Origin of the sequence: Bacillus sp. DU-106, from assembly GCF_004799705.1 — a bacterium.
Taxonomy (GTDB): domain Bacteria; phylum Bacillota; class Bacilli; order Bacillales; family Bacillaceae_G; genus Bacillus_A; species Bacillus_A cereus.
Map to the genome: position 1 here is coordinate 4,647,284 of NZ_CP026607.1, position 16,997 is coordinate 4,664,280.

Genomic DNA, 16,997 nt, shown 5'->3' on the forward strand with positions numbered 1-16,997 from the left:
CGTTTTTTTTATTAATACTTTAATAACTCTTTCGCCACATCTTCTGGCACTTTAAAACTCATTTTCTTATTTTTCATTTCAACTTCGACATAAGGGACATCTTTATATACTGTCATCGTACCAATTTCATGTAACTCTTTTTTATCTTTACTCGAATCCAATAATTTCGGTGTATCCTCTTGATACATTGTAAATGTTTTCCCTTGCGGAGTATCTAAAGGAGCCGATTGCATTTTCCACTTATCCATTTTCATGACTTCAAACAGCTTTTCAATTTTTTTCTTATCGGTAATTACTTTTTTCTCACTTGAATCAGTAAGTGATTCAATTTCAACTTTTTGTGCCTTTTCTAAGTTCATATCAGCCTTTTCCTTCTTCGCACTACACCCTATTAAAAGAAAGGATGCAGTTAACAGAAGTAAAAATAACATAAGGGCTTTTTTCATTTCTAATCCCCCTAACTACATAGTGCTACTTTTCTCACTTTTTGTTTGCTGAAAATGAAAATAATATAAAAGTGCCACTGCAATAGTACTTATTAATATTGGTATATATAAGGGCAAATCCCATTTCATATATACTCTAGTGCAAATAGCAAGCACCAGTAATATTTCTAAGCAAAACAAAGCTTTTACATATTTCATTTCTTACCCACCATTTCTATTTTCACATGTGGATTTTCTTTTTCGATAAGCGCCAAAAATTCATTCATATCTTGCGGCATCGCAACCATATGTACTTTATATGCATTCGTCGTAATTTCAAGAGACTTTCCGACCTGACGTATAATTCTCACATCTTTTAATACAATATCATCATTTAAAATACCGTACTTTAATACGCCATTTTCTACTTTATGTTTTTTAATAAATACTTCCCAAACGAGTGGTACATTTACAATGAAGCATAAACCCATCCCAATCAACGCTGACATCCAATGCGCTTTATTAGTGAAAAGCATGACAATTGGATATATAAACATAAAAACTAACGTAAGGCAAACGAAAATGACTACTGACTTACTTCTTTGAATTGGAAAGTTCATACCTACACCCCCTAATCCAAATTATACCACTATTTCCATTTTAGTTCATAGAAAAAGGCCATTTCTAAATGACCTTTTACACAATGTACCTATAAAATTTCTTATCTACCTGTAGCACCGGAAAGTTTTTCGGCAACTCGTCTATACTCACACTTTGAAAACCATTCTTTTCATAAAAGCGATGCGCCGCTAAAAATTTCACTGTCGTTCCTAAGTAAATATCTTTCAGCTTTTTATTCTCAGCCCATGAAATTGCTGTTTGGAGCAACTTATGTGATGCACCCCACTCTTTTCCGCGAAATTCTTTTTTTACGAACATTTTTCTTAACGCTACTTGATGATTCCCAATATCTAATAAAGCTACTGTTCCAACTACTTTACCATCATAATTTGCTACCCAAAAGTTTCCATGATTCCTTTGATAAAATGTTTCTATTTCAAGCAGGTCTGGCTGCTCTTCTTTCGTAATGGGGACATTGTACTCTTTTTGCTGAATATGAACGATAAGATTTACTACTTCGTCTTGAAATTTACTTTCATACGGAACAATATGAATCTTCTCGTTCATCGAATCTCCTTCCACTCTGAAGCTAATAAACTATATACAGCGATATCGTGGAAGTGATCGTATAGCCATTCTTCATCTCTTAAAACACCGTCTAACTTAAATCCTAAACGTTCTGGGATCGCGCGGCTTTTCACATTTTCAACACCGCATCTAATTTCCATTTTATTTAATTTTAAATTCTCAAATGCATAGTGAAGTACAGCCTTTACGCTACGCGTCATAATGCCTTTCCCGCCAGCATCTTCTGCCAGATAATATCCAAGGCTCGCCACTTTCTTCCCCCAGCTCACTGGATGAATGCCTACCATCCCAACAAGCTTCCCTTTATAACGTATGCCACTTTCAAAACCGTCTCCCTCTGCAAACTTCTTTAACCACATCGGACAAATCTCATCATAAGCATCAGCAGATTTCGTCCCATCTACCCAAGGAAGCCATCTTCTTAAATGGTTACGGTTTTGATTTATTAATTGATATAGTTCCTCTTTATGATGTTTTTCTAGTAATTGTAGTTCGATTTCGTCATCTACTCGGAGTGTGAACATATTTTTTAGTCCCCTTTTTAGTTTTCTTATTATTCTAACATTTATATTTCAAAACGCGTACCAATATATCAACGATTTTTGAAACATATCGAACACAACTCCATATATATCGACGTTTCAACATTAATGCACAACCACGACAACATAAAAAAGACGCACAGCCAAGCTATGCGTCTTTTCTATTATTTCTCTGCAACTTGAACTTCTTTTACGTAAGCCGCTTCGAATTTTTGGATGTCACCTGCGCCCATGAAAATTAGAACGCCGTTTTTATGTTTCTTTAATACATCCGTTGTTGTATCTGTAATTAATTCTGCACCGTCAATACGCTTTTGCAGATCTTCGATTGTTAATTCACCTTTGTTTTCACGTGCTGATCCGAAAATATCACATAAGTATACTTGGTCAGCTTTGCTTAGGCTTTCTGCGAACTCATCTAAGAACTTTTCTGTACGTGAGAATGTATGTGGCTGGAATACAGCGACAATTTCACGCTCTGGATGTTTTTGACGAGCAGCTTCAATCGTTGCATTAATCTCTGTCGGATGGTGTGCGTAGTCATCGATGATTACTTGCTCTCCCATCGGCTTTTCATTAAAGCGACGTTTTACGCCTTCAAAAGTTGTTAATTGATGTTTTACTGCTTCTACATCAACATTTTCATAATGGCAAAGCGCGATTACTGCTAACGCATTTAATACGCTGTGATTGCCGTATCCTGTAATTTTGAACGTATCATAGTACGTGTTACGAACGAATACATCAAATATCGTACCATCTGTTCTCTTTTGAATGTTGCGTGCTTGGAAATCATTATCTTCTCCAAATCCATAGAAAATAACAGGTACTTTCGCTTGAATTTTTTGAAGTTCTTCATCATCTCCACATGCAATAATGCCTTTTTTCACTTGCAATGCCATCTCTTGGAATGCACTGAATACATCATTGATGTCTGCAAAATAATCTGGATGATCAAAATCAATATTCGTCATAATTGCATAGTCTGGATTATAAGACAAGAAATGACGACGATACTCACAAGCTTCAAATACAAAATACTTACTATTTTCTACCCCATGCCCTGTTCCATCTCCAATAAGGTAAGATGTTGGGTGTGCACCTTGCATTACATGGGCTAACAAACCTGTTGTTGATGTTTTTCCGTGTGCACCAGTTACAGCAACACTTGTGTATTGGCTCATCAGGTCACCTAAGAAATGATGGTAACGATGGACTGGGATGTTTAATTCTTTTGCTGCTACGATTTCTTCATGCGTATCAGGAAATGCATTTCCTGCAATAATCACTTGTCCTTCTTCTACATTATTCTTATCAAAAGGAAGGATCGAGATACTACGCTTTTCCAACGCTGTTTGTGTAAAGAAACGCTTTTCATAATCAGACCCTTGAACAGTATGCTTCATATCATGAAGAATTTGCGCTAATGAACTCATTCCTGTTCCTTTAATTCCTACAAAATGGTAAACTGTCATCTTAAAGAACCTCCAACATTTCGAACTAATACAACGGCCTATCTATAAGACAGTATATGAATCTTTTCTTATTTTGGTAATCATCATACATTTTTGATGTAGTGAAGTTATTCTTTCCCTTCACTTATCAGGATAAACTCGTACGTACTTCTTTATATGTCCATAATAAGTCCATTATAGCAAAAAAGAAGCCGCTATACTATGATAACAGAAAAACTGATAGGGTCAATCACCTATCAGTTTTTCTCTCTTTTACATCTCTTCTCTTTTTTCTAATTGAACACGCTCTAAACGTGGGTTTGGACGATATTTACGACCAGCTTTTGCTTCTGGTTTCCCATTTAGTTCTACATTATCACCAGTAAAGCCAATATTCATTTTTAATAAGCTACTTCCTACCCCGTATATGTCAACAGGTACGTTTTGAGCTTCAAATTCACGAATACGCTTCTCATCAAATCCACCAGTTACAACGATGTCTACATGCTGGAATCCTTCTTCATCAAGTGCTTTACGAAGTGCGAATACAAGCGATGGGTTTACACCACGTGGATCGAATGTTCCAAGTACTTCTGGGTGGCGAATAAAGTATTGATCAATCATCGTGCGGGACGTATCTACACGTACACCTTTTAATGTTGATCCAAATTCACGCGCTACGCGAAGTGCATCTGTAATGACATCATTGTTGTAATCAATTAATACAACTAATTCATCTTCTGGGAATTTCTTATGATATGCTTTTGCCGCTTCCACAACATCACCATTAAACATTTGAATTAATGCGTGAGGCATCGTCCCCATACCACTTTTGCCCCACCATTCATTCATCGCATGCGTCGCTTGTGCGCTCATACCTCCGATGTATGCTGCATAACCGTCACCAGCTTGTTGTGTATAATGATCATCACGATCTCCCATGAAAATAACTGGTTTTTCTTTATCTACGCTACGCGCAGCTTGGACAACGTTATATACGTTTGTCGCAACCGATGTACGACGAGCTAAAATCCCATCAATGACACCTTCTAAAAATCCGAAATTTTCATAAGGACCATGAATTGTTAACACTGTTTCAAATGGACTAATTTTATCGCCATCTTTTAAAGAGTTAATTTCAAGTTCCTCAGGATTTTTAGCGAATGTTTGTAGCAATGCAATTACTTCATCCGTTCCGCAAAGAACTGCATTTTCCTTTTGGAAAAATTGCATCGTTACAACACTTTTCGGGCGAAATTCTTCGATGATTTCTCTAGTCTTTAAAAAGTAAACGGCAGAGAACCAACCTTCTCCAACACGTTCGTCAAATTTAAATGTTTTATTTGTTAGTCTATTTATTTCACCTTTTAATTTTAATTCAATTTCTTTCATGTCGCTTTACTCCCTACTTTACTATCCAACATTTTCTCTTAGTATACAGCAAAACCGTTTACTATACATTTGTTTCCTGCATAGCGGCAAATTCATCCTCAGAAATAAGGACATCTCTCGGTTTCGTTCCTCTACCTTCAGAAATAATTCCTTGCGATTCCATCTCTTCAATGAGACGTGCCGCGCGATTATAACCGATGCGGAATTTTCGCTGTACAGAAGATGTGGACGCTCCCCCTTGTTCTACAACAAATTGACATGCATCAAGGAACAATTCGTCTTCCGACTCAGCTTGTTCTGTTTTCGCTAATAAATCCTCTTGCTTAAATAAGTAATTCGGCTTCATTTGCTTTTTCACATGATCAACTGTTTTTTCAATCTCATCATCCGATACGTATACACCTTGTACACGAACTGGTTTAGATGTACCGTTCCCTAAGAATAACATATCACCACGGCCAAGTAATTTCTCCGCGCCCCCAATATCAATAATCGTACGCGAATCAACTTGAGATGATACAGTAAACGCAATACGCGTTGGAATGTTTGACTTAATTAAACCTGTAATAACATCTACAGATGGACGCTGCGTCGCTACTAATAAATGAATACCACAAGCACGTGCTTTTTGCGCAATACGACAAATCGCTTCCTCAACATCACCAGGTGCTACCATCATTAAATCGGCTAACTCGTCAATGACAATAACGATATAAGGTAATGTCTCTCCTGGAATTTCTCGCTCACTTACAATCGTATTGTAGCGAGTTAAATCACGAGCACCTGCGTGTGCAAACAATTCATAACGGCGTTCCATTTCCTCAACTGCCCATTTTAATGCAGCTGTCGCTGCTTTTACATCCGTAATAACAGGTGCTACAAGATGCGGAACAGAATTGTATGGTGCAAGCTCAACCATCTTCGGATCAATTAACATTAACTTCACTTCATGTGGTTTCGCTTTATATAAAATACTCGTTAAAATGGCGTTAATACACACACTTTTACCTGAACCCGTTGCACCCGCAATAAGTCCGTGCGGCATTTTTCGAATATCCGTTACAATTGGGTCCCCTGAAATATCAAGTCCAAGCGCAACAGTAAGCGGTGATTCACTCTTTGTGAATACAGGACTTCTTAAAATTTCGCGAAGAAATACTGGCTTGCTTTCTTTATTTGGAACTTCAATTCCAATTGCACTCTTCCCTGGAATCGGCGCTTCAATACGAATATCTTTCGCAGCTAAACTTAACTTAATATCATCACTTAAGTTTGTAATTTTATTTACTTTCACACCTGGGTCTGGCTGTACTTCAAAACGAGTTACCGCTGGCCCTTGCGATACATTAATAACATGTGCGCCAACGTGAAAATTATTAAACGTTGTATCTAATAATTCTTTCTGCTCCTCTAACCATTCTGTATTATCTAACGCTGATTGCTGTGGAATCGACAACAGCGCTAATGGTGGAACAGTATATGTCGGTGGTGTATGCAATACATTTCGCATATCGTTCTCTCTTTGATTTACAACATATGCTTTCTCTTGTACTTCCGTACTTGAAATTGGCTTTTGTACTTGCTCTACCACTACTTGCTGCATTGGTTGCTCTTCCACTTGTGGTTCTGCTACTACTTGCTGCACTGGGCGTTCTTCCACTTGTGGTTCTGCTACTTGCTGCACTGGGCGCTCTTCCACTTGTGGTTCTACTACCACCTGCTGCACTGGGCGCTCTTCCACTTGTGGTTCTACTACCACCTGCTGCACTGGACGTTCTTCCACTTGTGGTTCTACTACCACCTGCTGCATTGGGTTTTCTTCCACTTGTGGTTCTGCTACTACTTGCTGCACTGGGCGTTCTTCCACTTGTGGTTCTGCTACCTCTTGTTGTACTGGCTTATTCTCTACTCGTACATTAGCAGAAGGCTGCATTGCATTTGCTCTAGCTGCATGTCTTTCCATTAATCGTGTTCTATCTTGTTTCAACATAACAACATTAAATGGTACATGGCGCTTTTTCTCACGTTTTGGTTCTTCTTTTTGTACAACTGGTTGCTCTTCTGCGATTGGTGTTTCTTCTACAACTCGTTGCTCTTCTACGACTGGCGCTTCTTCTACAACTCGTTGCTCTTCTGCGACCTGTGCTTCTTCTACAACTCGTCTATTTTCCTCTGTTTCTGCAATTAAAACATTCGCAAAGCTTTGAACATCTTTCTTCGTTTGTTCATCAGCCTCAGCAACATGTATGAATTCACTCTTTTGTTCAATTGCTTCATCTTCTTGCTGAATTTCCTCAAGTGCTACAAATGTCTCTACTACAGGCGCTTTTGTTTCTGCAATCACTTCTGTTTCTTCTGCTTCCGCAATTACTTCCACTTCTTCTAGCTCTTTCGCTTCCGCAATTACTTCCACTTCTTCTGACTCTTTCGCTTCCGCAATTACTTCCACTTCTTCTGACTCTTTCGCTTCCGCAATTACTTCCACTTCTTCTGACTCTTCTGTTTCTGCAATTACTTCCACTTCTTCTGACTCTTTCGCTTCCGCAATTACTTCCACTTCTTCTGACTCTTTCGCTTCCGCAATTACTTCCACTTCTTCTGACTCTTCTGTTTCTACAATCACTTCTACTTCTTCTGGCTCTTTCGTTTCTGCAATTACTTCCACTTCTTCTGACTCTTTCGCTTCCGCAATTACTTCCACTTCTTCTGACCCTTCTGCTTCCACTTCTTCTGACCCTTCTGCTTCCACTTCTTCAGGTGCCTCTGTTTCCATAACTACTTCTTCAAGCTCTTCCGTTTCTGCAATTACTTCTACTTTTGACACTTCTTCTGGTATTTCCACAATGATTGTTTCTTCAAGTTTTTCTTCTGCTTTGACAATCACTGATTCTTCTGGAGCTTGCTTTTCTACTTCAATAGTAGGTTGTTTTATTTCTGTGTTACGTTTAATTTCTTCTGATAATATTGTATCCTCGTGCTCTACTTTAGAAGCTACTAATTCTTCTTGTAGATTGTTTTCGTTTAACACCACTACATCTTTTTCTAGCTTAGCACTTTCCATCTGCTCAGCTACTGTTTTATGAAGTAATTCATCCGCTGAAACTTCCTGCGGTGTACTCATTTCTTGAATCACTTCTTTTTCTTCTACTAAAGGCACTTGGCGTTCAATTTCATAACCGTTTTTCTCTAGCCATTGATCAACTACTGACTTTTCTTCCTTTTTATTCTCTTCATATTGTTGCTCTCCTTGCTGGTTAGCAGCTCTATGACTAGAAGAAGTTGGTGCTTGTCCTTCTGAGAAATCAGATAATTTATATCCTTTTTTCTCTAACCATGCATCAACGACTGATTTACCCTCTACAGATATTTCAAGGTCTTCTCTTTCCTTTACTTCCTCCTGCTTTTCTTCCTTTTTCTCTACTGAAGGACGATTATATCCATAAATTGGCGAAATCATTTCTGTTGGACGAAATGGTCTACGGTTACTCTCTTGCGAAGGTGCAGATGCCTTTTTAACGACAGACTCCCGCACCGGTTCATATTGCACTTCCGGCTCTTCATATGTAGAAACTACCTTTTCCACATACGGTCGTCTGCTTCTTTCCACCTTTATTCCTCTTTGGGCAGTAGGTTCTTCATATGTTACTCCTTGAATAGGTTGTTCTTCGAAGCGATTTACTTCGCTTTCATCCTCTTCATCGAACCCATTATCCGGTACTAAAGGAAAACGGCATTTACCTGCATTCCTACTTGCCATTTGTGCTTCTCTTGCTTCAGTGTAGTGGTTTACACGAGGAATTTTCGGCTGACTTTCAATTTGCTTTGGTACTTCTTTATTCATCGCTGTTTGTTCTTCCTCTTTGTTAAACAGCTTTTTCATCCAATCTAACATGCTTACCACTCTTTCTACTAAATAGTAACATCCTTTATTGTATCAGCATTCGGCAAAAAGTGCAGGTAAAATTAAGCATGTCATATTTATCCACAATATTCTAATTTACGAGTGTTTCATATGAAAAAACGCAGCCTTTCATGTAAGACTGCGCTTAAGCTTTACTCTTCCGATATGCATCTATACTATCCGTTACACTTTGCAATAAAGAATTTACATACTGCGGGTCAGATAATTTTTTATCTTCTTCATGGTTTGACATAAACCCAAGTTCTAATAACACACCAGGAACCTTTGCCCAATTAAATCCAGAAAGATCATCCCGAAATTTAATTCCATTTACTTTTACTTGCTGGTTCTCCCTCATTTTATTTACAATCATTTGAGAGATTTGAAGACTTTCCGCATAAATCTCTTTCGTATACGGACTTCCTTCTGCCGGCGTCAATACAGCAAACCCACTTTCGTTTGGATTTTCAGAACCATCTGCATGAAGACGTAAAAATAAATTCGCCTTATGATTATTTGCGAATGTCGCCCGTTCTTTATTACTTATATCAACGTCTTGTGATGTTCTCGTCATTAATACTTGTATCCCTTTTGCTTCAAGCTTTTCTTTTAATAAAAAAGCCATTTCTAATACAAGTACAGCCTCTCTCTTTTTCGTCACAACACCTGTTGTACCGTCTGTCACTTTATATTTTTGCGTTGTTGCCCCTGGTCCAATTGGCTCTAAATTTAAATTCGCTTTTTGTTGATGTCCTGGATCAATAACGACGAGAAACTTCTCTTGTTTTTCATTACTCCCTACTTTTTGTTCATTATTTTGCACTGGTTGCTCAGTTGGCTGTACTGGCGTAGTTTCTTCTTTCTTTTCCTCAGATGATACTTCCTCTTGCTTATGTTCTACTTGCTCATTCGTTTGAATTGCTTGCAATTCTTCGTTTATTTCTTGTTCTTGCTGTTTTTCTACCGGTGCGTCTTCTTTGGTATCTTTGTTTTTCTCTTGTATAGAAGATGTAGTTTCTTTTTTCGGCTGCTCTTGTGAACAACCGGCCATATATATTCCAATGAATGCAATCATGCTCATTATTTTTATATACTTCATACTTCTCTCCCATCACTTTGCACCAGATTCAAAGTTTTTCTTATAATTGCCCTATAATCTCATCCATATTTCCAATATAAACTGGCTGCCATTTTTCTGTACCACGTTCTGCAGTATAAACCGGATAAGCGTCATCATCTATATTTACGAAAACTGGATCGCCCATATCCGTTTCATATCCAATTGTAATCCATCCTTCTTGCCACTTTCCGTTTTCTTCACTTATTAATGAATTTTTATGTTTATCGTATCGGTAACCGATTTGTCCTTTTTCTAATTCACTTTCACTAAACACATATATTTCATAAGTACCTAGCTCAATATCTTGCTGTTTTGAAGTTTCAATTCGTTTTAGAAGTTCTGCGATTTTTATTTGTTGTTTCATACGTCTATCCCCTTCTATTTTTCTAAATTTTAACTAGTTTGTTTATAAAATACAATATAGATTTTAAGAAAAAAGGTGACATCCTTATAATATGAATGATTTTTTGAATATATCTGTCAAAACTCTCAATATATCAACAATTTTTCAAATATATCTATCGTAACTCTACATATATCAACGATTTTTCAAATATATCTATCGTAACTCTACATATATCAACGATTTTTCAAATATATCTATCGTAACTCTACATATATCAACGATTTTTCAAATATATCTATCGTAACTCTACATATATCAACGATTTTTCAAATATATCTATCGTAACTCTACATATATCAACGATTCGACACGGAATATCGACTTACCAACAAAAAATGACAAAACAAAAAGAGAGGCTGCCCAAAAGGACAACCTCTCTTTTCTTATATCAATTAAAATTTAAACTCTTGTCCAACTTCAAAGCTATCTTCTAATACAAGAATACCTTTTTCTTGTGGAGCATCTGGAAGCTCTAATTCACGTGCAGAGCAGATCATTCCAGAAGAAGGAACACCGCGAAGTTCTGCTGGTTTAATTAACATACCACTTGGCATTACAGCACCAATTTTTGCAACGACAACTTTTTGTCCTGCATCAACGTTTGGTGCACCACATACGATTTGTAATGTTTCTGTACCGATTTCTACTTTACAGATGTTTAGCTTGTCAGCATTTGGATGCTTTTCTTTTTCAGCTACATAGCCTACAACAAATTTCGGAGAAAGATCTGCTTCTACTGTTTCTTCAAAGCCATTCTTCGCTAAAATTTCGTTGATTTTCTCTACAAGCTCTTTCGTTAATGTAAGGTTGCCTGTTTCTTTTACTTCTAAGTAAGAAGATGCATTAAAGATGTTGAATCCTGCTGTTACATTGCTTTCACGATCATATACGCGTGCAACATCTCCTTTGCGATCAAAAGTACGGTTCTCTAAAGTAATATCTTGTAAGGCAACAATTAAAGTGTCACCAATTCCTTCAAGGTTGTAAAAAACGTTCACTTCGTTCATCCTTTCTCTTTTCCATCTGTCTTCTTCCGATTTTTCGCTAAAATAAAGATTGGTTCAAATTCTCCATCTTCATATACGAATGAAAGTGATGTAATCGGAACATGCCCTTCGGCAAAAAATTTCATTGTCATTTGTGCAATAATATCATAACCGATTTCGTTGACGATATCAGCAATAATTAATACATCTTGGTGAGGAACAGCAACAACCATGTCACCAGAAATCTTTTCACGCATCGATTGTAGTAACGATTCGTTTAAAATACGAGTCGCGTCATACCCATCATTTGTGTTTAAAAAGTAGAATGTATTACCCGCTACTGTGTCTTGTTTAAATTCATAACCTAATGAGCGTGCGTTGAATAATGCCATTTCACGCACTTGCTGTTCTGTAAGTTCTAATTTTTGTAATAGACGCTCATCAATTAGTCGATACGTTTTATTCGAATCTAGCGCGTAGTAAATACGTGTTTCCGCCGTATGATCCGTCATAATAAACGGATTTCCTTCTTCTGCTTGTTTCGGGAAAGAAGTAGAGCGAATAACAGGTAAAATTTTCGCTCCGCTATTTTCTTCTTTATGCATCGCAATTAGCGCTTCTTGTACGTAATAAGCAACTTCTTCAATTGCCTTTTCCTTGTTCACTTCCCATTTTGCCACAACTCCTGGAAGCGATACGTTAATACCTTTTTTGGAGTCTGTTTGTTCAATACGTAAAACTTCTTTCTCACTATCATACTGAAAGTCCCATTCTGGGCGAGATAATTTCTTTATTAACTCATCTTTCATCTTTTTACTTGTCATCTTCATCTCTTTTTTCCTCCCTTCCAAAAAAATAACCTCCCCCGCGAAGGTAGAGGTTGTTTTACAATTCAATTGGCAAATTGCCTTATTTTAAACCTTCAATGAACTCTTCGATTTGTTCTTGTGTTTTACGATCTTTGTTTACATAGCGACCAGTTTCTTCACCTTTATTGTACGCTACAAAGCTCGGAATGCCAAATACGTCTAATTTTACACATAGATCAATAAACTCATCACGATCTACATAGTAAAATGAGAAATCACTATATTTCTCTTCTACTTCTGGCATAAATGGATCTACAAAGCGGCAGTCTGGGCACCATTCTGCTGAGAACATAAAGACTACATTCTCTTCATTTTTTAACTGTTGGAATTGCTCCATGCTTTCTAATGACTTCATCTATATTTCCTCCTCTAACGGGTGCATTTTTCATGTTATAATCTTTCTTTTATACTACCATACATCGCGCACGGTGCAAGGTTTATGCTTGCTTTTTGTCATACTTATATTGCCCAACTAACAACTTAACAACGTGTACAAATAATTCCGTGCGGTCGACATAATCATCTGTAAAAATACCGATAGCACCTTCGTGACTACGAATATCTTTTCGCTGCACAAACTCTTCCATCACTTCGCTTAATTCCTTACCATCTTCAAGAGGTGCTAAAAAATCGTCTGGTAACGTAATACGCGCTCCTCCGGCCACAAATACTTTCCCATCCATTGTTGCTAGCGCGCCCCAGTTACACATAAATAAACCGTGCTCCGTTTTCATTACGCCGCCTTCTAGCCCAATACCAATTGGAGCTTCTCCTTCCTCTAGCGCTCGCTTCGCTCTATTAATCGCTCCTTGCATCGTCTCTTCATCTGAGAAAGGCTGAGCTGATACTCCTGACGGAACAGAAAGAGATGTAATTTCAGCATCTTTCCAAACCTTCTCCACAGCGCCAACCTTCGTTTTATTCTTTGATCCTACTACTACTTTCATTTCGTTCACCTCTATAAAAATTCATCATTCTATTCTAATATCCCTATCAGATACGAATTAAGCATCAACCACTACCACATATCACCAAGTCATCTATTCAGCCTAAAAAAGAAGGTTTTTTCTAGCAACATTACCGTCTTCAAAAACAAAAACAGCCTTCCTCTCACTTCCTACTTGGGGTCTTCATACATCATTCGAACACCAATTAAGCACTGACCATTCCCACTCATGGATGGGTCATCTATTCAAGCTAAAAAAGAAGGGTTTTCTAACAATATTACCGTCTTCAAAAACAAAAACAGCCTTCCTCTCTTTTCCTATCTAGGGTCTTAATACACCATTCGAGCACCAATTAGGCACTGACCGCTCCCACTCATGGATGGGTCATCTATTCAAGCTAAAAAAAGAAAGGCTCTTCAGCCCTTCTTCCTCTCTACGCGTTATTCTTAATTGTCTCTAACGTCGTTTTATCTGTTGCTCTTACAAGCTTCGTAATTAACTCTTTTGCTGCCGCATAGTCATCAACATGTAAAATAGAAGCATGTGTATGAATGTAGCGTGCACAAACACCAATTACTGCTGATGGGATACCTGAGTTACTTGTATGTACACGGCCCGCATCTGTACCACCTTGTGAAATAAAGTATTGGTACGGAATGTTGTGTGTTTCTGCTGTATCTAAAATGAATTCGCGCATTCCTCTATGTGTTACCATCGTGCGATCGTAAATACGAAGAAGGGCACCTTTTCCTAATTGACCGAACTGCGTTTTGTCACCAGATGCATCGTTTGCTGGACTTGCATCAAGCGCATAGAAAATGTCTGGTTGAATCATATTTGCAGCGGTTTGCGCTCCGCGAAGACCTACTTCTTCTTGTACAGTAGCACCAGAATATAATGTATTTGGTAATGTTTCGTCTTTTAATTCTTTTAACAATTCGATTGCAAGACCACATCCGTAACGGTTGTCCCAAGCTTTCGCCATAATTTTCTTCTCATTTGCCATCGGTGTAAACGGGCAGATCGGCACGATTTGTTGTCCTGGTTTTACACCAATTTCAATCGCATCTTCATAACTATCTGCACCTATATCAATTAACATATTTTTTATATCCATCGGTTTTGCACGTTGCGCGTCACTTAATAAATGAGGAGGAATAGAACCAACAACCCCAATAACAGGACCATTCTTCGTCATAACTTGTACACGCTGTGCTAATAAAACTTGGCTCCACCAGCCGCCTAACGTTTGAAAACGAAGCATTCCGTTTTTCGTAATTTGCGTAACCATGAAACCTACTTCATCCATATGACCTGCTACAAGAACACGCGGGCCAGTTTCGTCCCCTTTTTTCAGACCAAATACGCTACCTAAACCGTCTTGTACAATTTCATCCGCATATTTGCTTAATTCTTGTTTCATAAAACGGCGTACATCATGTTCGAAACCTGATGCACCTTGTAATTCTGTTAACGTACGAAATAATTGCAATGTCTCTTTATTCACGAAGTCCCCTTCTTTCAAACCTTAGTAGAATACCTCTTTTATTGTAACGAAATTTTCGAAATGTTTCTAGTTTCTTCTTTTTTAGCTGTATTTGCTTTATAATTATTATCGGTACACTATTTTTATTTTATAGAATTGAGGTGAATATATGAGCTGGAAAGGTTTAGTAGCAGGTCTTGGCGTTGGGTTCGCAGCTGGTTATCTCGTTGCAAACAAAGTACAAGAACAATCCCATATTTCTTCAGAAAAAGCATTGAAAATGGTGAAACAAGCATTAAGTCATAAAGGTGAAATTACTGGCTCTTGGGTACATATGGTTCCAGAGACATTTGAAAAATATGATGTCGCATATGAAGTTTATCGCGGCGGTCTTACAACTATGTTAGATGATATACAAGAACGATTTGAATTTTTAGTTGATGCTAAAACAGGTACTGTTTTAGAGGTTATAGCAGCATAAAACGGAGGGTTCCCATTAGGTGAACCTCTTATTTTTTTGAAATTGCGGGTATTGATTAAAATTATATCAGCGATTTTTTAAATATATCGACTTACCGACAAAACCCGACAATAAAAAAGAAGCTGCTCCAATAAATATGATGGAACAACCTCCTATTTTTATGCTTCTATACTCGTTTTCCGTTCTATTTTTTCTACGATATGACCTTCCTCATTCCACTTCACAGCGCGATAATATGCGTCATGGTAAAACGTAAACCATGCCTCTTTTTCAGCACCATACTTCATCCATTTTTGTTTATTTTCAATCGAGGTCATCGGATAATCATCGTATGCCATTACCCATAATACATTTTGATGCGCGTGCGTCGGCAAGAGATCTGCTAAATGTAGCATCGTTTCCCCTTGACTCTCCAAAATGATGACTGCATGTCCATCACTATGCCCACCCGTATGTGCCATCTTGATTTCATCTGTAATTTCTATTTCTTGCTGGAACGTAACAACTTGATCTACAATTGGCTCCCAATTTTCCTTCCAATATGTATTACGTGATCTAATGTTTGGATTCCTCATTTCATTCCATTCTGTTTCACTTACGTAAACTTTCGCATTTGGAAATGCCGGTACAAGGTGATCATCTTCCCATTTTGTTAGACCAGATGCATGATCAAAATGAAGATGTGTCATCAAGACGTAGTCGATATCTTCAGGCTTTAATCCTAATTTTTCTAATGATTCATAAACCGATGATTCTTCTGTTACACCTTGATTGCGTTTCATCTTCTCATTTAACTTACCGTTTCCTATCCCGGAATCAATGAGCATATTTCCATCTTTTGTTTGCAAAAGTAACGGATCTGTTCGTAAATAAATATGATTTGTATCATTATGTTTATATTTACGTGACCAAAGTACTTTCGGCACGACTCCAAACATTGCTCCTCCATCTAAATGTGTATTCCCGCCTTTTAACCACGTTACTTTTATATCTCCAATTTGTAACTGTTCCATTACACATCCCCCTTTTTAATTAATTTTAACATAAAATTCTGATTATTTTAGGTGTAAAAAAACCTACGCATTACTGCATAGGCTCTGTACGATATTTTGCTTCAACTCGGTAAATACGATGACCTTTACTAGAGAATTTCTCTTCGTATTCAGTCATGATGTTACCTTCAAAGTCGCTGTTATGAAGATCTAAGCTTAAGTACGTTAGTAACATACCATACTCAGCCATACTCATAAGAGAATATTCAAATAAACCTTGGTTATCTGTTTTGAAATGAATTTCTCCGCCTTCTACTAACACTTCTTCGTAATTACGTAAAAATGTTTTATACGTTAAACGACGCTTCGTATGACGTTTCTTTGGCCATGGATCTGAGAAGTTTAAATAAACGCGATCAATTTCACCTTTCGCAAAGAAAACTGTTAAATCTTCAGCATCTTTATTAATTAACTTTAAGTTTGGTAATTCTTCTTCAATTAATTTATCAAGTGCATCTACAACAACACTTGTGAATTTTTCAATTCCAATATAATTAATATGTGGATTCGCTTTCGCCATATCATACATGAAGCGGCCACGACCTGTACCTACTTCAATGTGAATTGGTTGTTCGTTTCCAAATACTTCTTTCCAGCTACCAGCGCGCTCCTCTGGGTTTCCGATTACGATATGTGAATATTCATTAATTCGATCCATTGCATACGGTTTATGTCTTAAACGCATAGATGTTTCCCTCTCTTTACATAGCTATTTTAAAGGAATAAT

General features: G+C 37.5%; 18 protein-coding genes. 1 reads left to right on the top strand and 17 read right to left on the bottom strand.

Annotated elements, in window-relative coordinates; all coding sequences use genetic code 11:
- Nucleotides 1-11: 11 nt before the first annotated feature.
- The 15 genes from C3Y97_RS23675 to C3Y97_RS23745 form a co-directional block, all read right to left on the bottom strand.
- Nucleotides 12-446: a hypothetical protein gene (locus C3Y97_RS23675; protein WP_000709855.1), complete on the bottom strand. Its 435-nt coding sequence runs from the start codon at nt 444-446 to the stop codon at nt 12-14.
- 15 nt (nt 447-461) lie between these two features.
- On the bottom strand, nt 462-644 hold the full coding sequence (locus C3Y97_RS28210) for a hypothetical protein (RefSeq protein ID WP_000878324.1): 183 nt from the start codon (nt 642-644) through the stop codon (nt 462-464).
- Nucleotides 641-1,045, bottom strand: a complete 405-nt coding sequence (locus C3Y97_RS23685; protein ID WP_001010641.1) for a PH domain-containing protein — start codon at nt 1,043-1,045, stop codon at nt 641-643. Before C3Y97_RS23685 ends, C3Y97_RS28210 begins: the two co-directional genes overlap by 4 nt.
- A 76-nt stretch (nt 1,046-1,121) precedes the next feature.
- Entirely contained in the window at nt 1,122-1,613 is a 492-nt protein-coding gene (locus C3Y97_RS23690) for a GNAT family N-acetyltransferase (protein ID WP_001003091.1), read from the bottom strand.
- Nucleotides 1,610-2,158 carry a GNAT family N-acetyltransferase gene (locus C3Y97_RS23695; protein WP_000494663.1) on the bottom strand — a complete coding sequence of 183 codons (549 nt, stop codon included), beginning with the start codon at nt 2,156-2,158 and terminating at the stop codon, nt 1,610-1,612. The genes C3Y97_RS23690 and C3Y97_RS23695 overlap by 4 nt, the downstream gene beginning before the upstream one ends.
- Nucleotides 2,159-2,340: 182 nt before the next feature.
- On the bottom strand, nt 2,341-3,651 hold the full coding sequence (gene murC / locus C3Y97_RS23700; RefSeq protein ID WP_000219468.1) for a UDP-N-acetylmuramate--L-alanine ligase: 1,311 nt from the start codon (nt 3,649-3,651) through the stop codon (nt 2,341-2,343).
- A 252-nt stretch (nt 3,652-3,903) separates the two neighbouring features.
- Complete coding sequence (locus tag C3Y97_RS23705) at nt 3,904-5,022, bottom strand: nicotinate phosphoribosyltransferase (protein ID WP_000658370.1); 1,119 nt, start codon at nt 5,020-5,022, stop codon at nt 3,904-3,906.
- Nucleotides 5,023-5,083: 61 nt separating this feature from the next.
- On the bottom strand, nt 5,084-8,914 hold the full coding sequence (locus tag C3Y97_RS23710; RefSeq protein ID WP_136363673.1) for a DNA translocase FtsK: 3,831 nt from the start codon (nt 8,912-8,914) through the stop codon (nt 5,084-5,086).
- A 154-nt stretch (nt 8,915-9,068) separates the two neighbouring features.
- The gene (locus C3Y97_RS23715; protein ID WP_071740566.1) at nt 9,069-10,022 is read right to left on the bottom strand and encodes an N-acetylmuramoyl-L-alanine amidase; all 954 of its coding nucleotides are present in this window, start codon (nt 10,020-10,022) and stop codon (nt 9,069-9,071) included.
- A 40-nt stretch (nt 10,023-10,062) separates the two neighbouring features.
- The gene (locus C3Y97_RS23720) at nt 10,063-10,407 is read right to left on the bottom strand and encodes a hypothetical protein (protein WP_000813166.1); all 345 of its coding nucleotides are present in this window, start codon (nt 10,405-10,407) and stop codon (nt 10,063-10,065) included.
- Nucleotides 10,408-10,841: 434 nt separating this feature from the next.
- Entirely contained in the window at nt 10,842-11,456 is a 615-nt protein-coding gene (gene ytpR, locus C3Y97_RS23725; protein WP_001006770.1) for a YtpR family tRNA-binding protein, read from the bottom strand.
- Nucleotides 11,453-12,265 (bottom strand): DUF1444 domain-containing protein, encoded by an 813-nt coding sequence (locus C3Y97_RS23730; protein ID WP_002180003.1) that lies wholly within the window; start codon nt 12,263-12,265, stop codon nt 11,453-11,455. The genes ytpR and C3Y97_RS23730 overlap by 4 nt, the downstream gene beginning before the upstream one ends.
- A 79-nt stretch (nt 12,266-12,344) precedes the next feature.
- Nucleotides 12,345-12,659 carry a thioredoxin family protein gene (locus tag C3Y97_RS23735; protein WP_000838193.1) on the bottom strand — a complete coding sequence of 105 codons (315 nt, stop codon included), beginning with the start codon at nt 12,657-12,659 and terminating at the stop codon, nt 12,345-12,347.
- An 82-nt stretch (nt 12,660-12,741) separates the two neighbouring features.
- Nucleotides 12,742-13,251, bottom strand: a complete 510-nt coding sequence (locus C3Y97_RS23740) for a DUF84 family protein (RefSeq protein ID WP_000869940.1) — start codon at nt 13,249-13,251, stop codon at nt 12,742-12,744.
- 433 nt (nt 13,252-13,684) lie between these two features.
- Nucleotides 13,685-14,758, bottom strand: coding sequence for a M42 family metallopeptidase (locus tag C3Y97_RS23745; RefSeq protein ID WP_001031515.1), 1,074 nt, complete (start codon nt 14,756-14,758; stop codon nt 13,685-13,687).
- A gap of 148 nt (nt 14,759-14,906) precedes the next feature.
- On the opposite strand from C3Y97_RS23745, the gene C3Y97_RS23750 reads away from it, so the two are divergent.
- Nucleotides 14,907-15,218, top strand: coding sequence for a PepSY domain-containing protein (locus C3Y97_RS23750; protein ID WP_000118541.1), 312 nt, complete (start codon nt 14,907-14,909; stop codon nt 15,216-15,218).
- 158 nt (nt 15,219-15,376) lie between these two features.
- On the opposite strand, the gene C3Y97_RS23755 is transcribed toward C3Y97_RS23750, so the two are convergent.
- Both C3Y97_RS23755 and trmB read right to left on the bottom strand, forming a co-directional pair.
- Nucleotides 15,377-16,231, bottom strand: a complete 855-nt coding sequence (locus C3Y97_RS23755; RefSeq protein ID WP_000436849.1) for a YtnP family quorum-quenching lactonase — start codon at nt 16,229-16,231, stop codon at nt 15,377-15,379.
- Nucleotides 16,232-16,301: 70 nt separating this feature from the next.
- Nucleotides 16,302-16,955 carry a tRNA (guanosine(46)-N7)-methyltransferase TrmB gene (gene trmB, locus C3Y97_RS23760; RefSeq protein ID WP_001239385.1) on the bottom strand — a complete coding sequence of 218 codons (654 nt, stop codon included), beginning with the start codon at nt 16,953-16,955 and terminating at the stop codon, nt 16,302-16,304.
- Nucleotides 16,956-16,997: the final 42 nt, after the last annotated feature.

Bases quoted from the DNA above. Each gene is read 5' to 3' on its own strand.
- C3Y97_RS23730 (WP_002180003.1), bottom strand. From the start codon at position 12,265: ATGAAGATGACAAGTAAAAAGATGAAAGATGAGTTAATAAAGAAATTA.
- C3Y97_RS23750 (WP_000118541.1), top strand. From the start codon at position 14,907: ATGAGCTGGAAAGGTTTAGTAGCAGGTCTTGGCGTTGGGTTCGCAGCT.
- C3Y97_RS23675 (WP_000709855.1), bottom strand. From the start codon at position 446: ATGAAAAAAGCCCTTATGTTATTTTTACTTCTGTTAACTGCATCCTTT.
- C3Y97_RS23740 (WP_000869940.1), bottom strand. From the start codon at position 13,251: ATGAAAGTAGTAGTAGGATCAAAGAATAAAACGAAGGTTGGCGCTGTG.
- C3Y97_RS23685 (WP_001010641.1), bottom strand. From the start codon at position 1,045: ATGAACTTTCCAATTCAAAGAAGTAAGTCAGTAGTCATTTTCGTTTGC.
- C3Y97_RS23735 (WP_000838193.1), bottom strand. From the start codon at position 12,659: ATGAAGTCATTAGAAAGCATGGAGCAATTCCAACAGTTAAAAAATGAA.
- C3Y97_RS23690 (WP_001003091.1), bottom strand. From the start codon at position 1,613: ATGAACGAGAAGATTCATATTGTTCCGTATGAAAGTAAATTTCAAGAC.
- C3Y97_RS23720 (WP_000813166.1), bottom strand. From the start codon at position 10,407: ATGAAACAACAAATAAAAATCGCAGAACTTCTAAAACGAATTGAAACT.
- C3Y97_RS28210 (WP_000878324.1), bottom strand. From the start codon at position 644: ATGAAATATGTAAAAGCTTTGTTTTGCTTAGAAATATTACTGGTGCTT.
- C3Y97_RS23710 (WP_136363673.1), bottom strand. From the start codon at position 8,914: ATGTTAGATTGGATGAAAAAGCTGTTTAACAAAGAGGAAGAACAAACA.
- C3Y97_RS23755 (WP_000436849.1), bottom strand. From the start codon at position 16,231: ATGGAACAGTTACAAATTGGAGATATAAAAGTAACGTGGTTAAAAGGC.
- trmB (WP_001239385.1), bottom strand. From the start codon at position 16,955: ATGCGTTTAAGACATAAACCGTATGCAATGGATCGAATTAATGAATAT.
- murC (WP_000219468.1), bottom strand. From the start codon at position 3,651: ATGACAGTTTACCATTTTGTAGGAATTAAAGGAACAGGAATGAGTTCA.
- C3Y97_RS23695 (WP_000494663.1), bottom strand. From the start codon at position 2,158: ATGTTCACACTCCGAGTAGATGACGAAATCGAACTACAATTACTAGAA.
- C3Y97_RS23705 (WP_000658370.1), bottom strand. From the start codon at position 5,022: ATGAAAGAAATTGAATTAAAATTAAAAGGTGAAATAAATAGACTAACA.
- C3Y97_RS23715 (WP_071740566.1), bottom strand. From the start codon at position 10,022: ATGAAGTATATAAAAATAATGAGCATGATTGCATTCATTGGAATATAT.
- ytpR (WP_001006770.1), bottom strand. From the start codon at position 11,456: ATGAACGAAGTGAACGTTTTTTACAACCTTGAAGGAATTGGTGACACT.